We start from the raw sequence: 22,431 nt of genomic DNA, 5'->3' as shown, positions 1-22,431 counted from the left end.
CTACTTTCTATCGTAGTCGTCGCTGATACGAACTATATCGTCCTCACCCAGATACTCGCCCGTTTGCACTTCTATGACGATGAGATCGGAGTTTGCCGTATTTTCCAGTCGGTGAATCTGCCCGCTTTTTATATATATCGACTCGTTTTGTTTTAGTGGTGCTTCGTTGCCGTCTATCGTTACTAACGCCTCGCCCTCGACGACGACCCAGTGCTCGTTTCGCTTAAAGTGCTTTTGCAGACTCAGCCTTTTGCCGGGCTTAACCACGATCTTTTTCATCTTGTAGCCGCTACCCTCACCCAGCACCTCATAGCTGCCCCACGGACGATATACGCTCGTGTGCGTTTCGCAAATTTCAGGCAATGAATTTGAAAAGTGCTTATAAACCTCTTTTACCTTTTGCGAGCTACCTTTTTTAGCGATCAAAAGCGCGTCTTTGGTGTCTACTACGAGCAAATTTTGCACGTCTACTAGTGCGGTCGGTTTTTTAGTTAGGATGAAATTTTCGCTCGCGCCAATTTGCAACGACTCGCCCTCGTTTTTTATCTTTTTACTCAGCTCATCAAAGCTGCCCATATCGCTCCAGCCCGCATCCAGCGGCACCATTTTGATATTTAAGCTTTTTTGCATTAGCGCATAGTCGATGCTGATATCTTCGATCTTATCCATAAAATTCGGACTTATTTTTAGCAAATTCGGTTCGTCCGCCGAGCCCTCTATCGCCGCAGTAACGTCTTTTACGATACTTGGCGCGTATTTTTTCATCTCGCTTAAAAACACGCCCGCCTTAAAGCAAAACATACCGCTGTTAAAATAATATCCGCCCTCTTTTATAAATTTCGTCGCGGTTTCAAGGTTGGGCTTTTCGATAAATCGCTCTACGTCACCATTTTTATCGGCCTTGATGTAGCCGTAGCCCGTGTTTGGTTCGTTAGGTTTTATGCCAAACGTCACCAAAAAACCCTGATTTGCATAGCTTTGCGCGATCAAAAGAGCCTTTTTGTATTCGGCCTCCTCCTCGATCAAATGATCGCTCGGAGTAACGAGCAAAATTTCGTCCTCATCGCAACAAAGCGCCGCAAAAGTAATCGCCGCGGCGGTGTTTTTACCAAATGGCTCAAGAATAAATTTATCTATTTTTTTACTACCGCATTCGTCAAGCGCCAAAAAGTAGTGCGCCTCGTTGCAAACGATGATCGTTTTTTGCGCGTACACGTTGCGTCTAAGCGTAAGGTCAAAGAGCGATTTTTCGTTAAAAAGCCTAATGAATTGCTTTGGCATCAATGTTCGCGATAACGGCCAAAGCCTCGTGCCCGAACCTCCGCAAAGTATAACGTTTGTCATTTTTTACGCCTTTTGCTTTAAATTTTCGACCAAATTTAAAAATGTTTCTTGAAGCCGCGTCAGTAAATTTTGATCCTTGGTCTCAAATCTCGTAACGATAACAGGCGTCGTATTTGAGGCTCGTACTAGCGCCCAGCTACCATCCTCAAACCTCACTCTAACACCGTCTATGTCGATGATTTCGGCTATTTTACCTAGGCCTGCTAGCAAATTTTGCGCGTCGCCATTTTCGTAAATTTCAACCAAAACCTCTTTTAGCTTTGCCACAAGCTTAAATTTCTGTGCGTCAGTCGTCTTTACCTTGATCTCGTCGGTGCTAAAGACTTTTGGCAGTTTATCTAGCTCACCGTCTAGGTTAAAGCCCTTTGCGACCAGCTCTAGCGCGCGAAACATCGCATATGTCGCATCGTCAAAGCCAAAATACCGCTCCTTAAAGAAAATATGCCCGCTCACTTCGGCCGCCATGTCGATATTTAGCTCTTTCATCGCCTTTTTGATGTTGCTGTGGCCGGTCTTGCCCATGAAGCTTTTACCGCCGTGAGCGTCGATCTCGTCGTACATATTTTGCGAGCATTTGACCTCGCCGAGAACTCGCGGATTTTTCATCGCGAGGCTATATAGATAGGCTAGCTCGTCGCCTTTTATGTTGCGTTTTTTGGTTAAAACCGCGATACGGTCGCCGTCGCCGTCAAAGCCAAACCCTATGTCAAATTCGCCCTTTAGCGCAGATTTTAGATCGGTTAAGTTTTTCTCCTCACTTGGATCTGGGTGATGGTTTGGGAAGTTGCCGTCGGGCTGTGGATATAAAATTTTCGCATCCAAATTTAACGCCTCGCAAATTTCGGGCAGTACCGCTCCAACTGCGCCGTTTGCGCAGTCAATGACGATTTTAAGCGGTAAGGCTTTTAGATGCGCGAACTGCTCTATAAGAAAATTTTTATAAGGGGTCGCGATATCGAATTTTTCAGCCCTCAGATCATCAGGTATTTGCGTTTTTGCCGTGATATCATCCAGTACGGCGATTTTTAGCTTTTGCAAATCCTCGCCGAAATAACTATCTTTAAAAATCGTGATTTTAAAGCCGTTGTACTCTTTTGGATTATGAGAACCGGTTATCATTATATTTGCGTCAAATTTGTCCGTAAACACGCTAAAATACCCTACCGGAGTCGGTAGCAAGCCGATATCGTAGACTTTGATCCCAGCCAAATTTAGCCCGCTAACTAGCCAGCCGAAAATCTCATTCGCACTTAGTCTAGCGTCAAATCCTACGCTAACGTTTTTTGCGCCTCGGCGTAGCATCTCTCGACCCAAATTTAACCCGATCGCTTTGACGCTGATTTCATTTAAATCACGCTCGTAAATACCGCGTATATCATATTCTCTAAAAATTTCATCTATCATAAATTTTACCTTTTTAAATTTATTTTACATTAAGACGGCGTATTTTAGCATTTTTGGGTTAAATTTTACTAAACGGCGACATCTCCAAGCTTTGCGTTGACAGCTTCTACCAAGCTTTGAGGCGCAATTTTGATCTGTTTTCCGCACACCCCGGCACTTACGTAGACGTAGTCTTGCTTTAAAATCCTCTCGTCAAAAAACGTCTCAAACGCCTTTTTCATCGCTATCGGCGAGCAGCCACCCCTGATATAGCCAGTCACTTTTTCAAGTTCTCTTAAGTTTAAAAGCTCGCATTTTTTATGCCCGCTAAGTCTAGCCAGAGCCTTTAAATTTAAGCTCAAATCGCCCTGTATGCAAGCTACGACATAGCCTCTAGGCTCGCATTCGCAGACGATGGTTTTATATATTTTTTCTATTTGCTCGCCACAAACGGCAGCTACGTGAACGGCGCTTAGATCGCTCTCGTCCACTTCGTATTCAACTAGCTCGTAGGGGATATTTTTACCGTCTAAAAACCTCGCGGCATTTGTTTTATGTACCATTGCTTTCCTATTTTTAAAAAATTTATGGCATAAATATAACATAAGTTCTTAAAAAACAGTATAAGTGATAAACCAATAAACAAAAGATAACATTTAAAAGCACACAAGGTATTGCCAGCCGTGAACAAGTATGTTAAAATGATTTTGTCGTAGACCGAAGGTTTTAAACCTTGTCTGGATGTTGCAGGGGCTTGATAGCCCGTACTTGTGATTGCCATAATTGCTCCTTTTCGTATGGTTTAGAGCGATTATCGCGTAAGTGGCAGTGTCAAATCTACCTAGTTTTGGGGAAAATTATAGAAAAATAGTGTCAAAATTTGCACAATTTGGGGAAAATCGGAAAAATTACCCAAAAATTACCGCATTTTTTGGGAAATATGGGGTACCCCTTAAAAAAGGGGATTTGATTGTTAAATTTCGTTGCTTTGTATTATTTTATCTCAATATCGTCACATATCAAGCTAATATCCGCTCCGCTTGCTTCTCTTAGCGTTTTTAGAGTATGTTTAATGTTTCTCATCGCCTCTATGTTTAGCGTTTGAGGTAGCCACTCCGCACCGCAGTTAGGGCACTCATTTAGAAAAACCTTATGTGTTTCAAACACAAACGATATGGATGTCTGACAATACATACAAACAAATTCTATGCCTTTTATATTTTTTACGTTTTGTTTCATTGCGTCGTTCTCCTTTTTGATTTTTTATTTTATCTCTTTTCACCTTATTTGCCCGTATCTAGCTTATTCTAAACCTTTAAATTTTATGGTATAATATCCCTAAGGGTTTCGCGTATGTGTGGGGTCTAATTTTATTTCGGGCTCGTAACCCGAGCGGGTAAGAGCGGACTTAGTCCGTCCCCAGCGCGAAGCCTTTGTAGTTTTTTATATCTCCTTTTTCAAAAAACATTGTTTTAAACGCAAGCTCATTTCTTTTTTTCTTAATTTCCTCGACTATTACGTAGTAGCCGTTTATTTGCCTACCGCTAACTACTACTTCCTGCCCTGATTTATCCTTTGAAACCGCGCTTATCGACGCATTATCGGCATACTCCTCCCATTTTGCAATATCCTCAAAGGTTACGGGTTTTTGCCCGCTCTTTTTTACTAGATCACTATCTTTACCGTGCCTATTGATGACGTGAGTTACGGCGTCTGCGCCTATGGTTCGCCTTACATCTTGCGGATGTTTAAAATTCAACTCTTTAGCCCTTTTAGCATCTAGCTTATCTACGGCAATAGTTTTCTTTGAGTTCCACACGTATTCTACTATCTCCGCGTTTAGATTCTCTCTGCCGATAGGCGTCATATCTCGCCCCTTTTGCGCGCTAGCTTCTATCGCCTTTTTGGTTTGTTCGTTTTTTATTGCCTGAGCGTATCTACCTTTTGCCGCCTCTATTATCTCTATTTTTGTTTTCGTGCTTAGGTCTTTATTCGTTATAGTCTTTTGTAGTAGCTTGCCTAGCTCGTCTTGCTTTAGTTTGTTTACGAAACTTGATATTTTTTCTTTACCCGCTTTATCTTTCCCGACATTTACTATCTGATCGTATAGTTTAGGGTTCGTCTTTTTTAGGGTAGCCGCCGTTACCTTTGAGCCAAAAAGCCCGTATATAAAACCTTTAGCGAATTTCTCCGCGTCAAAGTTCCCGTTTTCGTCTTTAGCGTTTAGAGTTCCGCCCGCTAGGCCTGCTCCTACGTGAGGGTTAGCATAGGTTTTTATTTCCAGTTCGTTTTTAGCCGAATTTTGTGGTATAATAGCCTTATCAGCTTCCGATCCTTGTTTGGCTGTTTGTGGGGTGCTTAGATCGGAGAGTGTGTCCCCACCCCAAATCACTTTACCTTTCAGTAAGTTTTTTAAATCTGTATTTTTAATAGGCGTAGCGGTTATTTCGATTAGTTCGCCGTTTTTATCCTCTACGACGTTTAAAAATTTTACAACCTTATCTTTTTCGTCTATAAAAGTTTTGAAAAATCTAAATCTTTGCGCGCCGCTTATACTTTCTTGAGTAATAAACAGCGGTTTTTCCAGAGTCGGTTTAACTAAATTTATGTATTCTAGCCTCCTGTCGCCGTCAATCTTATCGGCCAAATGGTTTAGCATCTTATCGACTGAAATTTTGGAAGTAAAAATCGGCGTTTTTATCGGCTTAGAAAAGTCCTTAACGGCAGATAATATATCGGCCTTTGGGTCTAGCCTCAAGGCTAATTCCTTTCTTTCGACGATATTTTTTACGGCTGAAGTATAATCTACATTTGTATTGTTAAATTGTTGATTTTTAGCTTCGCCCTTTACGGCTTCTTGCTTTGCTCCGGCTTGCTCTAGCTTACTTCCTTGCTCGGCTGTTTCGCCTTGCGTTTCTTTTATGATCTGTCTTACCTCAGGGATTATTTCGTTTTTGAATTTTTCAAGCCCTGTTTTTGTTAGGCTATCCATATTCTCTTTAGGGATAGCGTCGATATTTTTAATCACTACATTTAGATCGCCCGCATTTCTTAGCGCATTTGCGATGTGGTTTTTTAGGGCTTGGTTATTGCCTAGATAAGGTATGCGGGATTTTAGCTTATTTACCATACGGTTTCTAGCCATTACTTTAAAAGCTAAATATACTTTGGCACAGAAAATGCTAGGAATAGTATACTAATAATGGTTGCTATTTAACAATTTAAAAAATAAAATGCCTCAAAAAATTAAGCATTTCAAGGCTCCAAAATGCATGGTTTTGGGAAAAAGAAAATTTAAGATATAATTATATTTAAAAATTTAAGGAGAATAGATGGCTGAAGAAATTTCAGAAAATCAAGGCAAAAAGGGAAACGGGCTGGTTCTCATCATCATCATTGTTATTTTACTGCTTCTTTTGGTGGTCGGCGGACTTTTGGCGTTCTTACTAATGGGCGGCAATGAAGAGAATGCGCAAGCGCAAACAGCTCAGGTTCAAACCGAGCAAGTCCAAGCCGCAGCACCTAAAAATACGGCAGGCAAGCGATCAAACGATTATGTAAATATGGGCCCAGTTTATCCGCTTGATCAGTTTATCGTAAATTTGCTTAGCGAAAGCGGTTCGAGATACCTAAAAACAAAGGTCGATCTAGAGCTTAGCGCCGAGACGCTAACGCCTGAAATCGACAAGAAAAAGCCGCTAATAAGAGATATCGTCGTTTCTACGCTATCGTCTAAAACATACGAGGAAGTCAGCACTCAAAAAGGTAAAAACCGCCTAAAAGACGAGATAGTCGACCGCCTAAACGAGGTTTTGGCCGACGGTCATATAAAAAATATCTACTTTACCGACTTTGTGGTGCAATGATCGGCATAGACATCGTAGCGATCTCGCGAATCTCAAGGCTTAAAGAGCGGCGAGGCGAGGATTTTTTGAGATATTTTTTAAACGATGAAGAGATAAATATCGCAAAAACGGACGCTACGATAGCTGGATTTTTCGCAGCTAAAGAGGCTATCAGCAAGGCTCTTGGCTGCGGGATCTCGGCTGAGTTTTCGTTCTTTGACGCTCAAATTTATAAAGACGAGAAAAATGCCCCCAAAGTAAAGCTCTCAGAAAAAATCATCAAAAACTTTAACCTAAAAGACGCGCAAATCACCATAAGTCACGACGGCGGCTTTGCTATCGCCGCTGCAATACTGCAAAAAGCGGATTGATTTTTTTAAATTTCATTTAGAAATTAGCCTATTTTCTCCCAAATTTGGCAACCAGCTTCAGGCTTCATATTTTTACTCGGCAAACACGAGCCAAATTTGACACCGTTTTTAGGCATTGCAGTATTTACGCTACCAAAATTCAGTCCCGCAAACCCAACTGCGGCCGCAAATTTAATCGCACTGCAGCACTAGCCAGCTTTTATCAAATTTCCTCTCGCGTAGATCGCTTTTTCTGATCCACAGATAAATTTTACCGCAATCACACCACATCATCTCGTTTTCGTCGTTACTTCCGATTTGTAGTAGTAGCGTCCACTCGCCGATATTTTGCCGCAATTTTTCAAACTCCGGCCCGCTATAATCCTCATCCCCGCCGCAATAAAAGCCGCTTGTTACAAGCTCGCACTCTAGCTCCATACCGCCTTGGATATTGTCAGAATGTCCTAAAATTTTATTTTCACTGCGCTGATCGCAAAAATCATCCGCCATCTGCCAATACGCGTCGATTTCGTCATCGCTCATCTCGATATCGCCGACCAAATCGCTCTCCAAATCCGGCAACTCGGTCGTATTTGCAAATTTTAAAGAAGTCGCCACAAACGATTCGTCGCTTTCAAACGGCGCGACTTTGCGTTCCAGCTCGCTCGCATCCTCCACATAAATCACCTTTTTGAAAGCGCCGTCTTTTGGATCGTATCCCCACGGCATCCCGGTGCAATCGTAAAAGAGATAAAGCATACCGCGACCCGGCAACTCGCTTTGAGTATCAAACTCCAAAACTTCGCTAAAATTTATCTGCGCTATAAAACGAAGCGGCTCGCCGGTTTGCTCATTTACGGGCCACGGCTCGTTTCGCGGTAGATCGGGCGATCCGCCAAATTTTGACGCGCCTATCGGTATTTGCTGATCGTCGCTTGCTTTTAGCGAAATTTCCACCGCATTTTTAGCATAACTTTTTATCTCCTCAAATAAACGTCCGAGTCCGTATTTTTCATATCTTGCGCGTAAATTTTGCAAATTCATATTTTCTCCTTTAAGGCTACCCGCAAATTCTAAATTTTAGCCCATCGCAGCAAAAAGTTAGTCAAATTTTACTTCTGCAATGTCGGCAAATGCCAGCCAAGATAATACGCCGCAAGCCTAAACGCGATACCAAACGTCAAAAGCCCCATCACCCAAAAAACGCTAGTAAGCCCGGCGTAATCCATAGCAAAATAAAGCAGTCCCACGACAATACTAACAGTCGCGTAAAGCCCGGTTTTAAGACACCAAGGGATCTCGTTAAAAAGCACATCGCGTATCATGCCTCCGCCCACGCCGTTGCAAAGTGCGAGCAGCACTACGCCAAAGACGTTGTAACCAAACTGTAGCGCCACGATCGCCCCGACGATAGAAAAGCTCACCAGATCCACGGCATCGGTGGTGACGAAAAGGAATTTTTTCTCGATGTCGCTTCGCTTGTGTAGGCGCAAAAACGCCGAAAGAAAGAGCATCGCCATCACGATGATGCACGGAGCGTAGTGCGTGAACGAATACGGCGGGCGCGAGACGATAGCATCGCGCATAAATCCGCCTCCAAGCGCGGTTAGAAGCGCAGCGATAAATATACCCAGCCAGTCGCAGTCGCGCTTAACCGCAAAGATAAATCCACTAGTGGCTGCCGAGGCGATGCCGATGTATTCGGCGACGAGGAGCGCAGTCATTTTTAACCTTAAGTTTTTAAACGAGATTTTACATTTTTAAAATAAAAAAGCAGTTGAATTTAAATAATATTTAATTCGTAAATAGCGTACGGTTTGTTTAAAGTAGGCACCGAAAAAAAGAAGCAAAAATTTACGTAAAAAAGAGCAAAATTTAAACGCATTTTATGCGGCATATAGACTACGACTTTAACCTACGAGCTACAAGAATTTACCGCTTAACGTCTCGCACACTTATTCAGACCCCATTGGACTAAATTTAGGCTATACCGATAATATTGGCGCAGCCTGCTTACCGCAAAATTTGCCTAGCCTAAAAGCTAGTCGATCAGCGCAGTCGCCGTCCGTAAGATTACCGCTGCAAAGACGTTTAGACGCGCAAGCGTGAAAATGCGACACGCCAGCCGTCCAAACTATCTAAAGTAGTATATACGCCGGTGCTAAATACGCTACTGCACCGAAAAATTAAATTTTAAAATTTTCTATCTCGTTAAAATTTAGATACCGATAGATTTGCGCCTCTTTGCCAGCAAGCTTTTGGGGCACGATGTTCATGTATTCGCTCACGCCAGGTAGTCTACCTAGCACGGCGCAAACGGCCGCTAGCTCGGCGCTACCAAGATACACACGAGCGCCCATACCCATGCGGTTATCAAAGTTTCGCGTCGAGGTCGAAAACACTGTCGCGCCGTCATTTACGCGGGCTTGGTTGCCCATACAAAGCGAACAGCCAGGCACCTCCGTGCGAGCGCCCACCGCGCGAAAGATATCATAGTAGCCCTCTGCCTCCAGCAGCCGCTGATCCATCTTTGTTGGCGGCGCGATCCAAAGTCTAGTCGGTAGCGCCCCAAGTCCCCGCAGAGCCTCGCCGAGTGCTCGGTAGTGGCCGATATTGGTCATACAGCTACCCACAAACACCTCGTCGATCTTGTGCGGGCGCGAGCTATCAGCTAGCACTTCGCTCAGGGTCGCGACGTCGTCCGGGTCGTTCGGGCAGGCTAGGATGGGTTCTGTTATCTCGTCCAAATTTATCTCGATCACTTCGGCGTAGCGCGCGTTTTTATCGGCCCTTAGCAGCTGGGGCGCTGCCAGCCACTCGCGCATCTTCGCCGCGCGGCGCTCCAGGCTCGCCCTGCTCTCATACCCGGCCTCTATCATCGCCTCGATGAGAGCGACATTTGAGCGGATGTATTCGCAGATGCTTTGCTCGCTCAAATTTACCGCGCAAGCCGCTGCAGAGCGCTCGGCCGAGGCGTCGCTTAGCTCAAAGGCTTGCTCGACTTTTAGCTCTTCTAGCCCCTCGATTTCTAAAATTTTACCCGCAAATACGTTTTTCTTGCCCTTCTTTTCGACCGTGAGTAGCCCGCGCTTGATCGCGTAGTACGGGATCGCGTTTACCAGATCGCGCAGCGTCACGCCCTTTTGCAGTCGCCCGCTAAATCGCACGAGCACGGACTCCGGCATATTTAGCGGCATAGCTCCAGACACAGCCGCAAACGCCACCAGTCCGCTGCCCGCAGGAAAGCTCACGCCGATAGGAAAGCGCGTATGGCTGTCGCCGCCAGTACCCACGGTGTCGGGCAACACCATGCGGTTTAGCCACGAGTGTATTACGCCGTCGCCCGGCCTCAGGCTCACTCCGCCGCGCGAGCTCATAAATTTAGGCAGCGTCCTTTGCGTCTCAAGGTCGCTAGGTTTTGGATAGGCCGCCGTGTGGCAAAAGCTCTGCAGCACGAAATCAGCTGAAAATCCAAGACTTGCTAGCTCCTTGATCTCGTCGCGAGTCATCGGCCCTGTGGTGTCCTGCGAGCCTACGGTTAGCGTCGCGGGTTCGCAGTACTGCCCGGCTCTAACGCCCGGCACGCCGCAGGCCTTGCCTACGATCTTTTGGGCTAGCGTGTAGCCCTCACTCTCGTCCGTTTGTGGCTGCGCAGGCTTTGCAAATATATCCTCCTCGCCCAAATTTAGCGCCGCTCTAGCCTTAGCGCAAAGCGAGCGGCCGATGATGAGCGGTATGCGCCCACCCGCCCTGATCTCGTCAAATATCGTATTTGGCGCAAGCGTAAAACGAGCGATGAGTTTGCCGCTAGGCTCGGCGTTTGCGTCTAAATTTTCGTCGCCGTTTGTAAATTTACCGCCGTTTTCGCCGCAAATTTCTACTCCGTCAAATTTACCCTCGGCATTCAAATTTACCCGCCCGACGCGGAAAATCTCGCCCGCGTACGGATAGATATCCACTACATCACCCGTCTCTAGCGCGCTCACGTCGGCAACTATCGGTAGCGCGCCGCTATCCTCGGCGGTGTTAAAAAATATCGGTGCGATCGCCGTTGCTACCACGATTCCGCCCGTTTTTTTGTTCGGCACGCCCTCTATCTCGCGCCCGAGGTGCCACTGGATGGAGTTTATGCCGCTCTTTCGGCTGCTGCCCGTACCTACGACGTCGCCTGCGTATACGACCTCGAGCCCGCTTTTTTTGAGCTCATTGATCGTTTCTAGGCTGCCTGGTTGACGCTTAACCAGCATCGCGTTTGCGTGTAGCGGGATGTCTGAGCGCGTGTAGGCTTCACTGGCTGGGCTTAGATCGTCGGTGTTTGTCTCGCCAGCCACCTTAAAGATCGCCGCTCTAATACGCCTAGGCAGGTTCTCTCGCGCTTTAAACCACTCAGCCTCCGCCCACGAGCGTAGCACTTCTAGCGCAAATTTATTGCTTTTTGCAAGCTGCGCCACGTCGTTAAAATAATCATGCACGAAAATCGTCTCTTTTAGCGCGTTACAGGCAGCTTGCGCTACGGCTTCGTCGGCGTTTTTTAGGCTCTCAATCAGCACGATGACGCTGTATCCGCCAAGCATCGGTCGCAGCAAATTTACGGCGCCGATTTCGTCGAGGCCGCTTATCTCAAGCCCATGATTTATAATCTCGTTTAAAAACTCCGCCTTTACCTTTGCCGCGTCGTCCACGCCCGGATTTACGCAATTTGCGAGTAAATTTACGAGCCGCTTTACCCTCTCTTGATTTTCATCTAGCTTTGCGGAGGTCGCTGCTTCGCCGCCAGCCCCCCTCTCGTGCGCACTTTCAAGCTTTAAAAGCTCGCAGACTTCCCTCGTCTGCTCCTCGTTTAGCGGTAGCGGCGGCACGCCCAGGGCCTCGCGCTCTTTTACGTGTTTTTCGTATTCGGTAAAAAAGTCCATCGTTTATCCTTATTAAAATTTACGTAATTTTAGCAAAACAAAGCGAAATTTGGCTAAATTTAAGCACTTGATTTTAAGGAATTACGATGCAAAAAGCGTATTTTAACTCGCCTATCGGCGTTTTGGAGATTTGCGGCGACGAGAGCGGAGTCTGCGAGATAAATTTCGTGCGAGATTTTGTCCGCACGGACGTAACGGACGTAAATTTAAAGCTCTGTTTAAGCGAGCTTGAGGATTATTTTAAAGGCGAGCTTAAAACCTTTAAAACGCGTCTAAATATCGGCGGCACGGCATTTCAAAGGTGCGTTTACGAAAATCTGCAAAAGATCGCTTACGGGCAGCGCGTCACGTACGCAGGGCTCGCAGCGATGGCTGGGCGGCCAAGGGCGTTTCGCGCGGCAGGCTCGGCAAACGCAAAAAACAAAATCCCAATCATCGTGCCTTGCCACAGAGTCGTCGCCTCAAACGGCCTTGGCGGATACAGCGGCGGCGAAGGGCTAGCGACTAAAATTTGGCTTTTGGAGCATGAAGCTAAATTTAAGGGCTAAATTTGATAGCTTGCACTTTTGCGGTTGAAATTTAACAATGTGTATATATCAAATTTGTGATTGATGGGTACAAATTTGACGCGAGCTTTTATGCTCGCCGATTTTAGTAAATTTAACTCAAATCAAATTTACGCGTAAACTATTTATCCGCAAAAACCAGCGTAAACACGCCGCTAGCGATCAGCGCGATACCGATCCACTCTCTGACGCTCGGGCGCTCGCCCAAAAACATAACCGCAAAAACAACGACCAAAACGACGCTAAGCTTATCTATCGGCGCTACCTGCGACGCTGAGCCTATCTGAAGCGCCTTAAAATATGCCAGCCACGACGCGCCGGTAGCCAGTCCGCTAAGCGTCAAAAACAGCCAGTTTCGCGCGCCAAGCTCGCCAAGGGGCTGCCACTTTTTAGCATACGTGAGAAACAAAACCAGAGCCGCAGCGATAACTAGCGTCCTGATAAAAGTCGCGAAATTTGAGTCGATACCCTCAAGCCCGACTTTGGCGAAAATCGCCGTAAGCGCGGCAAAAACCGCCGAAGCTAGCGCCCACAAAGCCCACTCTTGCATGATTTATCCTTTGCGAAATTATAGTCAAATTTTACGGTAAATTTAGCTCAAAAGGGTACAAAATTTAAAATGAAAAAATAAGAAAAAGCTGCAAAGCGATCAAATTTATACTGGTTTTACTGACATCTTAATGCCGCAAATTTGAACCAAAAATCACCTTAAACCTCAGCGCCAACTTCTTTAAATTTATCCACAAAAAAGGCGATTTTCTCAAAAACATTTTGCTTCACGCTCAGATACTTCGGATTTAGCGGACTCATTTTAGGTAAAATTTCGTTTAAATCAGTTCCGCTTTCGCTAGCATATCCGCGTTTTAACGACGCGCTAATATACCTTTTTGCAGCATTTTCATTTAAATTTAACGAGACAATCAGTTCTTTTGCTTCGCGGTTCATCTCGCCTTTTGCAAATTTAAAAAATGCCTCCACGACGCCGGCTCTATCTTTTAGCGCATCCAAATCGGTCCCGTTTATAAAATCTACTATCAGCCCCTCTTTTGAGCGATTTTCTAGGCTAGCGCGGATGATCCTGCGGATCTCTTCGGTAAGCGCGATCTTATCTTTAATCTTTTTATTGTGCTCGAATATTAACCCCAAAATGTAGTCTAAATTTATCTCCTGCGACCTTAATAAGTCAATCTCAAAGACTACGTCGTCCCAGTCTATCTTTTGCGCCTCTTTTTGTTCGCCGGCTCTTTCTTTTCTTAGCCAGTCTCTTATATCGTTGTAGGTAGAGCGGTAGTCTTGAAGTGCTCTCACGCTAGGCACTTTTATGCTTTGCATCTCCCGCAAATCCTCTTCACTTAGATAAAATTTTTCTTTAAATTCACGCACTGCATTCTCGTCATCTAAATTTATCTCCTGTAAAGCCTGCAATGCTGCAAATTCATCATAGTTTTGCAGAGCATTTTCTACGCGAAGATACTCGCCAAAAAGCTTAACAAAATCCTTTTTATCCTTTTGCGTTTCTATTGCGCTAGGATCTGAGAAGCGTGTCTCAAGCTCGCTCGCAACTTCTAGGAATCCTCGTCTGGCCTCGCCGGTAGCAGCATCGGTAAAGCCCTGCATATATTCCTTATAGCTTTTTTCCAAAATTACGTTTTTGGTACTGTTTTTACCAAAAAGCGTGATGGCATCGATCGTAGCTTGCTGCAAGTCTCTAAAAGTAACGATATTGCCGAAGGTCTTAGTGGTATCTAAGATTCTATTCGTACGTGAAAAAGCCTGTATAAGCCCGTGATAACGTAAATTTTTATCCACAAATAACGTATTTAAGGTAGGTGCGTCAAACCCTGTTAAAAACATGCCCACGACTACAAGCAGATCGATCTCTTGCTTTTTCATACGCTCGCTTAAGTCACGATAATAGTCCTGAAACGACCTACCATCGATACTAAAATTCGTCCTAAAATAGGCGTTATAATCTTTTATCGCCGCATTTAAAAACTCTTTTGAGCTCATATCCATCGTCTCTGGCTCAAAATTTTCGTCCGCTATCTCGTCCGCAACGCCTTGCTCCTCGTTTTGCGAAAATGAAAAAATCGTCGCTACTTTTAGCGGTCGCTCTTTATCTTTTTGTAAATTTTTAAACGCCTCGTAATAAAGCTTTGCGGCCTCGATAGAGCTTACTGCAAACATAGCGTTAAAGCCTTTGCCACTTGCGTTTAGGCGGTGCGTTTTTTGTTTGAAATGGTCTAGGATATACTGCGAAATCTCTTTTATACGCTCAGGGTGCAAAAATGCCTCTTTACTCTCCGCAGCGCTCAGTTTTAGCTCATCTTTTTCGGTCTCAAATTCTCTAAATTTAGGCCTTACGTCGTTATAATCAACCTTAAATTTAAGCACTTTTTCGTCTCGCACAGCATCGGTTAATATATACGAGTGAAGCTCGCTTCCAAATACGCCTTGCGTCGTCTCCGCTCCTAGCGCATTTTGCGGAAATATCGGCGTACCAGTAAAACCGAACTGGAAAAATCGCTTAAATTTTTTCTTTAAATTTTTCTGCGCCTCGCCAAACTGCGAGCGATGGCACTCGTCAAATATAAAAACGACCTCCTTTTGATATACGGCCAGCTCGCTTTCGCTTTTCATCAGATTATTTAGCTTTTGTATGGTCGTTACGATTATTTTACCGTCCTCTTTTTCCGTGTTTCGTTTTAGTTCGGCGCAGCTTGCGGAGCCGTTTACGCTATCTTTTTGAAATTTTTGATACTCCTTCATCGTCTGATAGTCTAGATCCTTGCGATCTACTACGAAAAAGACCTTATCTATAAAATCAAGCCCAGTAGCGAGCCTTGCCGCCTTAAAGCTGGTTAGAGTTTTGCCCGATCCTGTCGTATGCCAGATATAGCCGCCGCCCTCCGGCTTTGCATAGCATTTGCTAAGATGTGAGCTATTTATCTTCCACAGTATACGCTCGGTCGCTGCGATCTGATATGGACGCATGATTAACAAGGTATCGCTCGCGTCAAATACGCAGTATTTTGTCAGTATGCTTAAAAGCGTATTTTTTGCTAGAAAAGTCGCAGTAAAGTCCTTTATGTCTTTGATGGGATAATTTTTAGAATCCGCCCAGTTGATAGTAAAATCGAAGCTAGTTTTATCGCGCTTTGTAGTATTTGCAAAGTAGCGCGTATCCGTGCCGTTTGAGATAACGAAAATTTGCAGGTATTTAAATAGTGAATTTGACGCATTAAAGCTCTCTTTGGCATAGCGGTGGATTTGATTGAACGCTTCTCTTATCGCCACGCCGCGCTTTTTAAGCTCAATTTGCACGAGCGGCAAGCCGTTTACTAGGATAGTAACGTCGTATCTGTTGGCAAACGATCCCGTTTGCTCGAATTGATTAATGACTTGCACGCTATTTCGCGCGATATTTTTCTTATCGAGAAGGTAGATATTTTGTATATGCCCATCATCAAAAACAAAATCATAAATGTGATTATCTTGGATTTTACGAGTTTTTTCATTCACGCCGTCGTTTGGTGCGTCGAGATATTCGCCAAGCAGTCTAGTCCACTCAGAAGGCGTAAATTTAACCTCATTTAGACTTTCCAGTCGCTGTTTTAAATTTTCTAGTAGCTTTGCGGGCGAGTTTATATCTTTTGCATACTCGTAGCCTTGTGCAACAAGGTCGTTTATCAGCTCGCGCTCCATATCAGCTTCACTCTGATAGGTTGACGGCTGGATTATCTTTTCATATTCGTCTAGGACGATAAATTTTGGAGATTCTGCTATTGGTTTAGTTTGTGTCATTTGTTTTTCCTTTGCTAGTTGCTATTAAAATGATATATGGAGTTAATTTCCTGCATTAAAAATTTTAGCACCCTTTTGTCATTATCAGTTGGCTCAGTACTTTCTTCAGCAGAATGCTTAGAATGGCTTGAAATATTAATCAATCTTGATTCATATGGCCTTGAATCACTGCCAGGAGTATCAGGCAAGAGATCGCCCCAGCTTTTATAACCAAGAAAAGTAGAAGTCTTTTCCAAAACATTTCTTAAAAAGTTAAAATGATATTTCTTGATCTGATTGCTCTCAATGGCTTTTTCTATCTCGGCTTTTAAATACAGATGATAAGCAAAGGGCGAATCGTTTTCTTGTTCTTCTAAAACATATACCCCGTCTTCATTATTTTTTAAAACAAATTTATAGGCTTTTAGTCCATTGTACAAAACATTATAAAATAGAGGATTATGCGTAGTAATGATAAATTTTATATCAGATTCGCTCCCTTTTATTCTCTCAGCTAAATTAACAGCTATTTCTATTAGATTGTTCTCGTCCAGCGAACTAACTGGATCATCTATAAATATATATTCCAGATCATTAAATTCGTGAGTTGATCGGTTGTCTACTTCAGCAATATTTAATTCATCTATTACTTGTTTTATTAATACATAAAAAATACTCCAAACAAAAATACTTTCTTCTCCTTTTGAAATTTTAATATTATCTTCGGAGGCATTGTCATCTATAAAAGAAAAAGAAACTTCTGAAAATTCTGCATCAAATTTAGGTTCAAGCTTTTTGCCTACATAAAACTGAAAAGTATCAATAACTTCCCTATCTAATCCTTGTTCTTCAAATATCCATCTAGTAAAAGAATTTGGCTGTATCTTTAATTTCGGCTCAGTATCATTATTCCAATAAAATAAATCCTGCGTAAAGGCATTGTAATAAATAATTTTCTTTTTATCGGAGTAGTCATTTTCGTCAGTTCTTGGTTCTATTAAATTTGGCTCTGTATGAAAAATGTATTGTTTGTTAGATATTAAAAAAGAGAACATTCTTTAAAGTATCAAAAAACAAATACTTTAAATATCTATATTTAGTGCCTTAATTTCTCTTTCTAGGTAATGTGTGGCAATATTTTCACCTTGCTCTATTGCTATTTCTACTGTTTGCTTTGCATGATCAAGAATTAGATTGCTTTTATTTCTAAGCTTAAAAGATTTTTCAACTTTTTCCTTTATAGTTTCTTGAATAGAGCCATCTATAAAAGGCAATGCAATATTTAAAAAGTCCTCTTTTCTAATACTTGTTAAAATAGTTCCTGAGCAACTTTTTTTAAGTAGTGATTGAATGGGCTTTGATTTTAAAAGAATCAGTATTGTTTCACTGTTGTAATATGCTGAATCTATAACATAAAAGCCAGTTGAACAAAGAGCATTATCAAATTTGTCATCTACTAACGCACAGCTATCTAATGACCCCTCAATAGAAGAAACCAAAATATTACCTTTTTTAATTAGCCTTCTTGCACGAGATGGAAGTTGTGAGCCTATTAGCTTTTGGGCATTTATAATTTTGCCAAATTTACCAATATCTGCTAATTCTATATACGCGTACTCTTTATCATCTTGTGGCATATATGTTTTATCGTAAATAGTGCATTTATCCCCTATTGTTCCAAATGCTCCAAGCTTTTGTATTATTTTGTCGTGTTTTGATTGATAATATTCAGCGTCTAGTCTGCCAGTCTTTCCAAAGCTTTTTAAAAAAGGTTTTATTGCAATATTATCACCTATTTCTTGTTTTGTATCAATATTTAAGTATCTTATCAATTCATTCTCTGCTTGATTATATAGATCATTGCTTGATTCACGTAAATTATATGCTTTTTGCATCAAAGCTTCAATTTTTGAATTTAACTTAAAAAGAACATCTGGCAAAGGTAACTCATTAAAGGCAAATTCGTAAAATCTCGGGTGTTCTGTTCCATATTGGCTGCAATTTAGAATAGATTGAACATATCTGGTTAATGCAAATACCATTAGGGTATTGCTTGAAATTTTATCTGTTTTTGGACGATAAACTAGATACTCTGTTGACAACAGCTGTTTGTAATCTTTTGGCTGTATTACAGCCATTTCTTTAAGATACGAACGTAATCTTGAAATAACAAAATCTCCAGCAAATGCTATTTTTTTATTACTTTGAATACTTGATGAAAGTTTTACTTCTTCCATAAAATTTTCTATTGAATGTGTTAAGTCATAAACAAAAGCAGCCTCATTTAACGAAGAAACATTTTGGTTCGATAGCTCAAAATAATCACTTACTTTGTTTTCTGATTTTAAAATTTTAAGTGCATTTTCCTTTTTATTGCTATTAAAATCTGAGCCAAAAATAAAATGTTCTTTAACTTTTTTATAGTTAAATATACTTACTTCCAAATTTGGATATTTTGCTTGTAGAATTTGATTCATCATTCACTCCAAAAACTTAGATTTTGGGCTTTTGCAAATTCTATAAATGCTTCTGCAATTCCATTTTTACTATAAATATTGTTTGGATTTGGATTTTGCATATTAGGGTCATGGTTAAATAAATCATGCTTTACAAATATATGTCCGTGAGTATCTTTAACTCGTTTAGTAACCTCTGCTATGTCTTCGGCTACAAGATAGTATTTTTGAATTGACTTGTCTAAAGAGTTATATTCATCTAGTGATATAGGTGCTTTGGTATTTTTTCCAATAATAGGAATTTCTTTGTAGTTTCCTCTTATATGCTCATCTAAATTTAGAAACTCTTCAATACTTAAAATTTCATTGCTATCGGCAGCTTTATCTTTAAATTCAACGTTTTTAAGTATCCACTTTCTATGCAAGCCCAGTTCTCCAAATTCTGCCACAAAATTATCTTTGATAAACAATTCTTTGTTATCACTAGTTTTATGTTCATTTAGGCTTTTATGAGTTTCTATTTTTACTTTATAATCCGATTTTTTCTTTGCTAGATCGTATTCGCTTCGTGTAACTTCAGCCTTGTCGGATTTTCTAATATAAGAAACTTTTGTTTCATACTCATAACTAGTCCATCTAACATAATTTTCATTAACATATATTTTATTTCCCGAGTTGTCTTTGCTAGGTTCTTGCATAGTAGCAAAAAATATAGGATAATCAATGTCGCCATTTTCATCAGATGCTGGTTTAGGACAAATATTTGGATAACCGCACCTTTCATCAGTCCATTTTTGCACGAATAACACACTGGTTTTAGTTCCAGTATGCGGCTTAAAGACGTTTTCATGCAGTCCAACTACCGCTAGTATTCGACATTTCTCTGCAATATAATCACGGATATATCTATCATTGGCGTTGTTAAATCTACCTTGTGGTAAGACAACTGCCATACGCCCACCAGGTTTTAAAAAATTTAAATTTCTTTCTATAAACAAAATGTCTCTTCCTACTTTGTTTTGTAATTTGCCTTTTGAATTCTTCCCTAGCTCATAAATTTTAAATTGTTCTTTATTGTCAAGATCACCAGCAAAAGGTGGATTTGCCATTAAAATATCAAATTTAAAAGAGTGAAACCTTTTCTTATCATCGTGTGTATTTGAATTTGAACTCATACCAGAAAGCTTTAAAAATCCTGCTTGATATTTTTCTTGCCATTTCTCAATGCTTGTGTATGATTTTTTCCAATTTGAATAATCAAGCGTGTTAAGCTCAATCACATTTGTATGTCCATCTCCAGCAATGATATTTAACATTCTTCCAACACGAACAGATTTTTCACTAAAATCAATACCGAATACATTATTTACGACATATTCAAGCTCTTCTGATGTTCTACTTCTTGTTGTAAATAAATTAGGTGCCTCTGGATTAAGTTGTTTCCACACATAAAAAATAGTGTGCATAGGAAAGCCACAGCTTCCAGCCGCAGTATCAATCATTTTTTCATCGGGCTTTGGATTTAACATTTTTACGCACATATCAATTACATAGCGTGGTGTGAAATACTGCCCCATATCACCTTTTTGATTTTTATTTACTAGATGTTCGAATGCTTCATCGACCACCTCAAGATTAGAGTTAAAAAGTTTTACATATTGCAATTCTTTTACACAAGATTTTAAAGTAGCTTGACCCATATCTAGGACAGAATTTTTTGGGAATACTCCATTCCATTTAGCCTTTGCTTTTTTAAATAACTCGTTAAACTTATCTTGAATATCATCAAGCGTATCAATCTCTCTAACTCTAAATTCCATCGTTCTAAATTTTGAATCATCAATATCTTTAAGTGCAATATTGTGTCTATCTATATCAAGAGCTATCGTATCTGCATCAATGCTGGATTTAATCTCGTCATATAGTTTGATAAAAATTAACTTAAAAATCTCTTCAAATGCTTTATCGCTTGAATCGTTTGCACCAAATCGTTGTTCAACCTTTAGAATAATATCTTTTAGTGTTTCGGTCTGCAATCTATCAACCTGCATAAGTTGTTTTAGTGTAAATCTACGGTTTTCTTTCCATTCGTTTATATCTTCACCATTTCGTGGAAATTTATCTATACTTAGCTCTTCATCGTTTTTGGAAATTCGTAAAATTTTAAAAGATTATCACCATTTGCGATCACACCTATTTTAGGTTGTAATGCACGACAATAAGATTGCATTTGTTCAAATGCAGAAGTAGCCTCTATACTATCAATAGCTTTTTCATCTTTAATTTTAGGGCGTTTTACTTCAATGATTAAATCAATCTTAGCATCATTGTCCTTGTTATAAACAACAATATCTGTTCTTTTTTCATCTTTTTTTTCTTTTCCTGCAAAAATAACTGGGGTTTCAAATTTTATTTTGTTTTTAGAATACCCATATCTCTCAATTAAGAGGTGTGCGTAGTACTGTCTAATTATCTCTTCGGGCGTTAATTTAAAATAGTCTCCACTATCATTTTTGCCACGAATAATACACTCAATACCTGCACCCCCCCCGCACGTTCTTTGATTTGGCTATTTAGCCACTCTATATCTTCTTTTTTTAATTGAGACAAGTGTTTTGATTCTTCTTTTTCAAAAATTTCATCTATTGTTTTTGCCATCTATTTTTCCTAATTTAATTTTATAACTAATTTTACGACGCAAGAGGTATTGCAGGTCTATCTCTTAAACTTTCAACCTTGCTTACGCAATCAGTATTAAGTATATGAACAAAAAGTATCTGTTCTTTATCCTGTCTACTCTCTTTTGCAAAATTGACAAAGTTATGATAGACAAGATAGTTATTAAGATACTTGGTCGATACGCCTTTGAAAGTATAAATCAGCATTGATTTTAAATGGCTGTGATAGCTATTAGCAGTTTGAATGTTAAAAGTTCCTACACTTCGTTTTTTACGCGGAATTCTAATGTGGTTTAGCTCCATATCATTTGATAGCTTGATATATGATCTAAGAGCATCGGTTACAAAGACACTATCCTTGGCTATCTTGCCACTTATTACTCTTTGCAGATCAGCTAACTTTGGCTTACCTAGATTTGAGATTTTAGCAACCGATAAGCCACCTAGATTAACAACGCAAGGAACGCAGACTTGTTCTTTTGATAAACCACGCTTACTAGCTGGCGTTCCTCTTTGATATGATAAACGTGGTAACTTAAAATTTCTGTGATTGCCTTTGTATGAGATAGGCAAAAATGTTTCATCAGCTTCTACTACTCCATCAAGTTCAACTTCTTTCATCATGTTTTGGAGTGCATCTAGGATTTTGTGTCGCCAGTTAAATGCCGTTGTTAAATTTATTCCACAAATTTCAGCAGTCTTTCTAAGTGAGTATTTTTCAATCATGCAATGAATGTATTTTTGCCAAACAGATAAATCTTTTTTGGTGCTAAAAAGAATAGTATCATTTGTAATGGCAAAAGTCCTTTTGCAATCATGACAAAAATATCTTTGTTTGCTATGAGTTGTTCCATTCTTTTTAAAATGTGTAGATTTACAATGAGGGCACTCTTTTAGCTCTCTTGTGAAGTTTAGTTTCTCGGTTATCTGCTGATTGTCTTTAATAGATTTTAAAAAAGATTTTTTGTCATCATCGCTTAGAGTGCTAAAAAGTTGTTTTATTATTTCTAGTTCTGCTTTATTAGTTGTCATTTTTACCGCCTTTGCTTTGTTTTATTGATGGTATCATAGCATTTTAAACCTTAAATAGCAATACATTTTTCATACAGAGCC

At 41.0% G+C, this 22,431-nt stretch carries 19 protein-coding genes; 3 read left to right on the top strand and 16 right to left on the bottom strand.

Going from position 1 to position 22,431, the window contains the following annotated elements:
* From CSUNSWCD_RS04645 to CSUNSWCD_RS04620, 5 genes are all read right to left on the bottom strand, one after another.
* Complete coding sequence (locus CSUNSWCD_RS04645; protein ID WP_009494532.1) at positions 1-1,344, bottom strand: mannose-1-phosphate guanylyltransferase/mannose-6-phosphate isomerase; 1,344 nt, start codon at positions 1,342-1,344, stop codon at positions 1-3.
* Between the two features lie 3 nt (positions 1,345-1,347).
* Positions 1,348-2,748 carry a phosphomannomutase/phosphoglucomutase gene (locus CSUNSWCD_RS04640; RefSeq protein ID WP_009494530.1) on the bottom strand — a complete coding sequence of 467 codons (1,401 nt, stop codon included), beginning with the start codon at positions 2,746-2,748 and terminating at the stop codon, positions 1,348-1,350.
* 68 nt (positions 2,749-2,816) lie between these two features.
* The gene (gene ybaK, locus CSUNSWCD_RS04635; RefSeq protein WP_009494528.1) at positions 2,817-3,290 is read right to left on the bottom strand and encodes a Cys-tRNA(Pro) deacylase; all 474 of its coding nucleotides are present in this window, start codon (positions 3,288-3,290) and stop codon (positions 2,817-2,819) included.
* Positions 3,291-3,720: 430 nt separating this feature from the next.
* The gene (locus tag CSUNSWCD_RS04625) at positions 3,721-3,966 is read right to left on the bottom strand and encodes a hypothetical protein (RefSeq protein ID WP_009494526.1); all 246 of its coding nucleotides are present in this window, start codon (positions 3,964-3,966) and stop codon (positions 3,721-3,723) included.
* A gap of 169 nt (positions 3,967-4,135) precedes the next feature.
* Positions 4,136-5,857, bottom strand: a complete 1,722-nt coding sequence (locus CSUNSWCD_RS04620) for a PBECR3 domain-containing polyvalent protein (RefSeq protein ID WP_009494524.1) — start codon at positions 5,855-5,857, stop codon at positions 4,136-4,138.
* Between the two features lie 202 nt (positions 5,858-6,059).
* On the opposite strand from CSUNSWCD_RS04620, the gene fliL reads away from it, so the two are divergent.
* Together fliL and acpS are read left to right on the top strand one after the other, a co-directional pair.
* Positions 6,060-6,593: a flagellar basal body-associated protein FliL gene (gene fliL / locus CSUNSWCD_RS04615; protein ID WP_009494522.1), complete on the top strand. Its 534-nt coding sequence runs from the start codon at positions 6,060-6,062 to the stop codon at positions 6,591-6,593.
* A complete protein-coding gene (acpS, locus tag CSUNSWCD_RS04610) occupies positions 6,590-6,943 on the top strand; it encodes a holo-ACP synthase (protein WP_009494520.1) in 354 nt (117 codons plus the stop codon). The genes fliL and acpS overlap by 4 nt, the downstream gene beginning before the upstream one ends.
* Positions 6,944-7,114: 171 nt before the next feature.
* Here the strand turns inward: acpS and CSUNSWCD_RS04605 are convergent, their stop codons facing one another.
* The 3 genes from CSUNSWCD_RS04605 to CSUNSWCD_RS04595 all read right to left on the bottom strand — a co-directional run bounded on the left by CSUNSWCD_RS04605 (position 7,115) and on the right by CSUNSWCD_RS04595 (position 11,835).
* Positions 7,115-7,966 carry a YwqG family protein gene (locus CSUNSWCD_RS04605; RefSeq protein WP_009494516.1) on the bottom strand — a complete coding sequence of 284 codons (852 nt, stop codon included), beginning with the start codon at positions 7,964-7,966 and terminating at the stop codon, positions 7,115-7,117.
* 68 nt (positions 7,967-8,034) lie between these two features.
* Entirely contained in the window at positions 8,035-8,646 is a 612-nt protein-coding gene (locus CSUNSWCD_RS04600; RefSeq protein WP_009494514.1) for a trimeric intracellular cation channel family protein, read from the bottom strand.
* 462 nt (positions 8,647-9,108) lie between these two features.
* Positions 9,109-11,835 carry a bifunctional aconitate hydratase 2/2-methylisocitrate dehydratase gene (locus tag CSUNSWCD_RS04595; protein ID WP_009494511.1) on the bottom strand — a complete coding sequence of 909 codons (2,727 nt, stop codon included), beginning with the start codon at positions 11,833-11,835 and terminating at the stop codon, positions 9,109-9,111.
* Between the two features lie 86 nt (positions 11,836-11,921).
* Between CSUNSWCD_RS04595 and CSUNSWCD_RS04590 the strand changes: the two genes are divergently transcribed.
* Positions 11,922-12,383: a methylated-DNA--[protein]-cysteine S-methyltransferase gene (locus CSUNSWCD_RS04590; RefSeq protein ID WP_009494509.1), complete on the top strand. Its 462-nt coding sequence runs from the start codon at positions 11,922-11,924 to the stop codon at positions 12,381-12,383.
* Between the two features lie 139 nt (positions 12,384-12,522).
* Here the strand turns inward: CSUNSWCD_RS04590 and CSUNSWCD_RS04585 are convergent, their stop codons facing one another.
* The 8 genes from CSUNSWCD_RS04585 to CSUNSWCD_RS04560 all read right to left on the bottom strand — a co-directional run bounded on the left by CSUNSWCD_RS04585 (position 12,523) and on the right by CSUNSWCD_RS04560 (position 22,350).
* Complete coding sequence (locus CSUNSWCD_RS04585; RefSeq protein WP_009494507.1) at positions 12,523-12,951, bottom strand: EamA family transporter; 429 nt, start codon at positions 12,949-12,951, stop codon at positions 12,523-12,525.
* Between the two features lie 158 nt (positions 12,952-13,109).
* Positions 13,110-16,205, bottom strand: coding sequence for a type I restriction endonuclease subunit R (locus CSUNSWCD_RS04580; RefSeq protein WP_009494504.1), 3,096 nt, complete (start codon positions 16,203-16,205; stop codon positions 13,110-13,112).
* A 14-nt stretch (positions 16,206-16,219) separates the two neighbouring features.
* Positions 16,220-17,239, bottom strand: coding sequence for an AAA family ATPase (locus tag CSUNSWCD_RS04575; protein WP_009494502.1), 1,020 nt, complete (start codon positions 17,237-17,239; stop codon positions 16,220-16,222).
* Between the two features lie 27 nt (positions 17,240-17,266).
* The gene (locus tag CSUNSWCD_RS04570) at positions 17,267-18,661 is read right to left on the bottom strand and encodes a restriction endonuclease subunit S domain-containing protein (RefSeq protein ID WP_009494500.1); all 1,395 of its coding nucleotides are present in this window, start codon (positions 18,659-18,661) and stop codon (positions 17,267-17,269) included.
* Entirely contained in the window at positions 18,661-20,691 is a 2,031-nt protein-coding gene (locus CSUNSWCD_RS04565) for an HsdM family class I SAM-dependent methyltransferase (protein WP_009494498.1), read from the bottom strand. The genes CSUNSWCD_RS04570 and CSUNSWCD_RS04565 overlap by 1 nt, the downstream gene beginning before the upstream one ends.
* A gap of 77 nt (positions 20,692-20,768) precedes the next feature.
* Positions 20,769-21,110 (bottom strand): type I restriction enzyme HsdR N-terminal domain-containing protein, encoded by a 342-nt coding sequence (locus tag CSUNSWCD_RS11995; protein ID WP_425277322.1) that lies wholly within the window; start codon positions 21,108-21,110, stop codon positions 20,769-20,771.
* Positions 21,111-21,124: 14 nt separating this feature from the next.
* A complete protein-coding gene (locus tag CSUNSWCD_RS11250) occupies positions 21,125-21,298 on the bottom strand; it encodes a hypothetical protein (RefSeq protein ID WP_009494496.1) in 174 nt (57 codons plus the stop codon).
* A gap of 32 nt (positions 21,299-21,330) precedes the next feature.
* On the bottom strand, positions 21,331-22,350 hold the full coding sequence (locus CSUNSWCD_RS04560) for an IS1595 family transposase (RefSeq protein WP_009494494.1): 1,020 nt from the start codon (positions 22,348-22,350) through the stop codon (positions 21,331-21,333).
* Between the last annotated feature and the right edge of the window lie 81 nt (positions 22,351-22,431).

It is taken from the genome of Campylobacter showae CSUNSWCD (assembly GCF_000313615.1).
GTDB classification, from domain to species: Bacteria; Campylobacterota; Campylobacteria; order Campylobacterales; family Campylobacteraceae; genus Campylobacter_A; species Campylobacter_A showae_A.
The sequence above is the reverse complement of the archived record's forward strand: the minus strand, read 5'-3'. Positions and strand labels throughout refer to the sequence as shown.